The organism is Streptomyces alkaliphilus (genome assembly GCF_014141535.1).
Classification (GTDB): Bacteria; Actinomycetota; Actinomycetes; order Streptomycetales; family Streptomycetaceae; genus Streptomyces; species Streptomyces alkaliphilus.
Window position 1 is genome coordinate 1 of sequence record NZ_VKHT01001166.1, and the last position, 1409, is coordinate 1409.

General features: G+C 76.5%; 1 protein-coding gene. It reads right to left on the reverse strand.

All coding sequences use genetic code 11. The features are described from left to right. Nucleotides 1-846 (reverse strand): AfsR/SARP family transcriptional regulator (locus tag FNQ90_RS23160; protein WP_407699432.1); only part of this gene is annotated, 846 nt, incomplete at its 3' end. Nucleotides 847-1409: the final 563 nt, after the last annotated feature.

Sequence of the window (1409 nt, forward strand, 5' to 3'; positions counted from 1 at the left end):
CTCCCGGGGGCCCGGGGCGGGCGTCGGGTCCAGGGTCGGATCGGCGGCGAGGATCCGCTGGTGCAACTCCCGCAGTTCCGCCCTGGGCTCCACCCCCAGCTCCTCGTCCAACACCCGGCGGGTGTCGGTGTAGACGGCCAGCGCCTCCCCCTGGCGCCCGCACCGGTACAGCGCGAGCATCAGCAGTTCGCGCAGCGTCTCGCGCATCGGGTGGCTGCTGGTCAGGGCGGTCAGGTCGGAAACCGACTCGGCGTGCAGCCCGCACTCCAGCGCAGCGCACAGGCGCAGTTCGCGCAGGACCAGTCGGCGCTCCGCCAGCCGGTTGCGGTGCGCCTCGGCCGCCGGACCGGGCACCCCGGCCAGGGCCTCCCCGTCCCACAGCTCCAACGCCCGGCCGTACAGGCGGTGGGCCAGGGCCGCGTCCCCCTCCAGCGAGGCCCGTTCGGCGCGCACGCACAGGTCGTCCAGCGCCGACAGGTCCACCCGGTCACCGGGACCGGGACGCAGGGCGTACCCGCCGGCCTCGCTGACCAGCACCTCCGAGCGCGGGGCCAGCAGTCGGCGCAGCCGAGAGGCGTAGGTGCGCAGCGCCGCCACCGCGCGCAGCGGCGGGTCCTCGTCCCACAACGAGTCCACCAGTTCGGAGACCCCCACGGGGTGCCCCTCGTGGAGCAGCAGCGTGGCGAGCAGAGCCCGCTGCTGGGGCGGGCCGGCGGGCTGCTCCACCCCGTCGCGCAGCACCCGCACCGGGCCGAGCAGGAGGAACTCCAGGGCGGCCCGGGCCGCCGGGGATTCCCCGGGCACGGTCGCGTCACCGGCCCGACGGGGGTGTCCGACCCGCTCCACGCCCGTCTCCCCCCGTGGTCCGGTCGCCGGTCGGCACTCCGCCCCGGTTCCGCCGTTCCCCGTCCCGATACCCGGGATCACCGTCGTGTCCGCCGTGTTCACCCTGTGCGCCGCACCCACCGCCCGTGCCACCGCCCTCCGTCCCGGTGACGGCGCTCAGCCGTTCCCGGGCCCGTGTCGATTCCGTTCGCGCGTATCCGGTGTCCCGCCGGGATCCCGTGCCGCGACGGGCCGTGCGACGCGCGTGGTCGCGCGGTCGTCCCGCGCACCGCACAGTCTGCCCGCTGAGGGCGGAGAACGTCAGGTCGTGTCCGTGCCAACTCCGGTGGGAGTCATTCCGGTTGTCGAAAGGATGCCGAAACATCGACGGCCCCGGGGACCCCGGGCCGCCCGGGGCTCCCGGGGCCCGAGGGGTGAACGAAATCGGGGGAGGTCCCGGGCGTCCGCCCCGGTGGGACGGATACCCCGGTCGCGGCGGCCGACGAGCCGGGCCGGGGTGTCCACCGGGAAGGGGCCGGCGCCCGTCCGGGCGGTCGGGGTCGGCCGGCCCGTCCGTCGGCACC